Here is a 4,049-nt window from a genome sequence, read left to right on the forward strand (position 1 = left end):
GGCGAGCAGGTGCGCCACGGCGAGCTCGGCGGCGCTCACGTTGTTCGATTCGGGCGCGTTGAGGATCAGCACGCCCCGCCGCGAGGCCGCGTCGAGGTCGATGTTGTCCACGCCGACGCCGCCGCGCCCCACCACCCGCAGCCTCGGGCCGTGCGCGAGGAGTTCGGCGTCCACGCGGGTTCGCGAGCGCGTGATGAGGGCGTCGTAGTCGGGCAGGCGGCGCAGGACCTCCTCGCGCGGCATGTTCGGGACGTAGTCCACGTGGAAGCCGTCGTGATCCAGCTCACCGGGCGTCATCTCGTCGCAGATGAGGACGCGCTGGACCTGCGCGGGCGAGTCGGGAACGTGGGCCTCCAGGGAGGGACGGACATCCGGGACACGCGACATGAGGCAATGTACCCCATTTGTGTACGAAGTGCACGAAGTCCCCCGCACGCTCCCGGGAGGCGCCTGGCACGTCGTCATTCCCGCGTCATGCTCATGTGGATATCCTGCCTTCACGCTCCCCCCACGGAGCTCAGGAGGACGAATGAACGAAGCACACACGCGGCCCGCCGGGCCGCACGGACACTCCAGGCTCCGCGCGTCCCTGCGCGGCTGCGCGGCCGCCCTGATCGGCGCGTCCCTGCTCGCGGCGTGCGGCGTCGACACGCCCTCGACCGGCAGCATCGGTGGGACCGTCAGCGTGGCGAACGCCCCGGCCGCCACGCGCGCCACGGCCGCGCCGGGTGTCGCGCCCGGCGCGTTCGTTCCCGGTGAGGTCGTCGTGAAGTTCCGCCCCGGCGTGCGCGCCCAGTCCATGACGGCGCTGAGCGCCGGAGGCGTGAGCTTCCAGCGTGTCCGAGCCCTCGGCAACGCGGACACCGCGCTGTTCCGTGCCGGCGCGAACGCGTCCGCCACGAGCGCGGCCGTACGTGAACTCGCCGCGCGTCCCGACGTGGAGTACGCCCAGCCGAACTACCTCCAGTCGGCCCTCGCCACGCCGAACGACCCCGGCTTCTCCTCACAGTGGCACCTGCGCGCCCTGAACCTCCCCGCCGCCTGGGACGCCGAGAAGGGGCTGAACCGCGCCGTCACGGTCGCGGTGATCGACACGGGCGTCCTCACCGGACACCCGGACCTTCAGGGCAAGCTGCTGCCCGGCTACGACTTCATCACCGACCCGCGCAACGCCAACGACGGCGACGGACGCGACGCGGACCCCAACGACCCGGGCGACACGCCGGGCGGGCAGTCCAGCTACCACGGCTCGCACGTGGCGGGCACCGTCGCGGCCGCCACGAACAACGGCGTGGGCGTCTCCGGGGTCAGCTGGGGCGCGAAGATCCTCCCGGTCCGCGTGCTCGGCACGCAGGGCGGCACCACCACCGACATCACCGACGCGATGCTGTGGGCGGCGGGCCTCCCGGTGGCCGGCGTGCCGAACAACCCCAACCCCGCGAAGGTCATCAACATGAGCCTCGGCGGGGAGCTCACCTGCGCTCAGGTGCCGCTCTATCAGGACACCATCAACCGCGTCGTCGCGACGGGCGCCATCGTCGTCGTCGCGGCGGGCAACTCGAACAAGGACGCCAGCGGCTTCGTGCCCGCCGGCTGCTCCGGCGTGATCACCGTCGGCGCGACCGGCCCGAGCGGCGCGCGCGCGTCGTACTCCAACTACGGCGCCCGGGTGGACGTGATGGCCACGGGCGGCGACATGCAGACCGCCGTCGAGGAAGGCATCCTCAGCCTCGGCAGGGACGACGCCAGGCAGCAGTTCGGCTACGTCTGGGAGAACGGCACCAGCATGGCGACCCCGCACGTCGCGGGCATCCTCGCCCTGATGGCCGCGCGGGACCCGGGCCTCACGGGCGTCCGCGCCCTCGACCTGCTCAAGCGCACCGCGACCCCCCTGACCGGCCCGCAGTGCGTGGCGGGCAACACCGCCGTGACCGCCGCCGGGTGCGGCGCGGGCCTCGTGAACGCGTCCACCGTGATCGCCCAGCTCGACGGCAGCACCACCACGCCCGACTTCAGCGTGGCGGTCGCGCCCACCAGCCTGACCGTGCGCCCCGGAGCGAGCGCCAGCGCGTCCGTGAGCGTCGTCAGGAGCGGCGGCCTCACCTTCTCCTCCGAGCCCACCGTCAGCGTGACGGGCGTTCCGGCGGGCGTGAGCACGAACGTCACGGGCTCCGCCGCCGCGGGCTACAGCGTCACCGTGAACGTCGCGGCGAGCGTGGCCGCCGGGAGCTACCCCCTCGTCGTGAAGGTGACGGGCGGCGGGCTGACCCGCCAGGCCAGCCTCACGGTCGTGACGGGCGCCGCGACGAGCGTCAGCGTGAAGGACACGTACGTCTTCGCCTGCGCCTACGACGCCGCCGCCGACGACTGCGACCTGGACCGTTCGTGGGTGATCAAGCTCACGGCCGACCGTGCGAACGACACGTACCTCTTCGACGATCTGCCCACCGACACCGGCTACCTGATGTTCGCCTGGAAGGACGTGGACGGCAACGAGAAGATCGAGGAGGGCGACTACCTCGGGCTGTACCTCCAGAACGGAGACTGGCCGCTCGTGCGCGCCACCCGCTCGGGCGTCGACATCGCGCTCGAACCCATCCAGGGCACGACGGCCCTGCCCGGTGGGCACGGCGCGGCCCTCGCGCGCAGCCTGGAGGCCATCGTCCGCAGGTGAGCCCGTCACGGCAGGGGAAGGGGCCCGCACTGGCGGGCCCCTTCCCCTGCCCTCACGTCAGTCGAAGCGGACGTCTCTCGTGACGGCGTCCGCGAGGAGGCGGGCGTACTCGCGCTCGCCCACCTCGTAGGTGCCGAAGCGCGCGAGGTGCGGGTTCTGGATCTGCGCGTCGAACACCGTGAAGCCGCGCGCGCGCAGGTGCCGGGCGAGCTCCACGAGCGCGACCTTGCTCGCGTCCGTGACGTGGTGGAACATGCTCTCCCCGATGAAGGCGCCGCCGACGACGATGCCGAGGACGCCCCCGGCGAGGCGGCCCTCCTGCCAGGTCTCGAAGCTGTGCGCGTGCCCGGCGTCGTGCAGGAGCAGGTAGAGCTCGCGCAGCTCGGGAGAGATCCAGGTCTCCTCGCGCAGGGCGCAGCCGTCCACGACGCCCGCGAAGTCCGCGTCGAGGCGCACCTCGAAGCGGCCGGTCGCGCGGCGCAGGGAGCGGGGGACGTGCAGGCGTTCGTCGAGCGGGACGAGGGCGCGGCGGCGCACGGAGTACCAGCGCAGGCCGTCCCCGTTGTCCATCAGGAAGGCGCCCGAGGCGTAGCCCGCGAGGAGCTCGCGGACGACGTCGTCACGGGCGCCTCCCTCGTTCACCGTCAGGGCAGCAGCTTTCCGACCCAGTCGGCGGGATCGACGGCCTCGCCGCGGACACGCATCTCGAGGTGCAGGTGCGGGCCGTTGGAGAGGCCGGTCGTGCCGACCTCGCCGAGCTTCTGGCCGCGCGTGACCTGCTGGCCGGGCTTCACGAGGACCTTCGACTGGTGGAAGTACATGCTGACGACGCCCGCGCCGTGGTCGATCGCGACGAGGCCGCCACGCACCGGGTAGAAGCCCGCGATGACGACGGTGCCGTCGTTCACGGCGGTGACGGCGGTGCCCTTCGCGGCGGGGAAGTCGGTGCCGTAGTGGTACTTCACGCTGCCGTCGGCGACGTAGCGGCGCGCGCTTCCGAAGGTGCTGGACACGAGCCGCACGCCGGGCACGCCCGCGAAGGGCTTCGTCCAGGCCTGCGGGGTGCGCCGGGCGTAGAGCTTCTCCACGAGCGCCTCCTCGTCGGCGCGCTTGGGATCGTCGAGGACCTTGCTGATCGCGTCGGGGAGGTTGAGGTTCGTGACGGGCGCGCGGCGCGGCGTGACGGTCATCTTGCCGAAGAGCCGCTGGTCGCCGAGGCGCACCTCGTACGTGACGGGCTGGCGCTGGCCGAGCACGACGCGCCCGAGGACGGTGTAGGCGCCCGCGCCGCCGAAGGGCGCGAGGTCCTCGGCGGGGGAGCGGACGTCCTCGGAGGTCTCGCTGAGGAAGCGGACGCGCGCCTCGGCGGCGCGGG

Annotated in this window: 3 protein-coding genes and 1 pseudogene; 1 reads left to right on the forward strand and 3 read right to left on the reverse strand. The window is 72.7% G+C overall.

The annotated features are described in order from the left end of the window. A pseudogene (locus DEIPI_RS0116100) lies at nucleotides 1-297 on the reverse strand (phosphoglycerate dehydrogenase); the annotation flags it as partial. A 232-nt stretch (nucleotides 298-529) separates the two neighbouring features. On the opposite strand from DEIPI_RS0116100, the gene DEIPI_RS0116105 reads away from it, so the two are divergent. Next, nucleotides 530-2,674 (forward strand): S8 family serine peptidase, encoded by a 2,145-nt coding sequence (locus DEIPI_RS0116105; RefSeq protein ID WP_052351780.1) that lies wholly within the window; start codon nucleotides 530-532, stop codon nucleotides 2,672-2,674. A 57-nt stretch (nucleotides 2,675-2,731) separates the two neighbouring features. Here DEIPI_RS0116105 and aat read toward each other — a convergent pair whose 3' ends face one another. Together aat and DEIPI_RS31775 are read right to left on the reverse strand one after the other, a co-directional pair. After that, nucleotides 2,732-3,316 (reverse strand): leucyl/phenylalanyl-tRNA--protein transferase, encoded by a 585-nt coding sequence (gene aat / locus DEIPI_RS0116110; protein WP_027482450.1) that lies wholly within the window; start codon nucleotides 3,314-3,316, stop codon nucleotides 2,732-2,734. Nucleotides 3,317-3,318: 2 nt separating this feature from the next. Continuing rightward, nucleotides 3,319-4,049: M23 family metallopeptidase (locus DEIPI_RS31775; protein WP_045234506.1), on the reverse strand; the 731-nt coding region annotated here is incomplete at its 5' end.

The sequence above is a fragment of the Deinococcus pimensis DSM 21231 genome, from assembly GCF_000519345.1.
GTDB classification, from domain to species: Bacteria; Deinococcota; Deinococci; order Deinococcales; family Deinococcaceae; genus Deinococcus_A; species Deinococcus_A pimensis.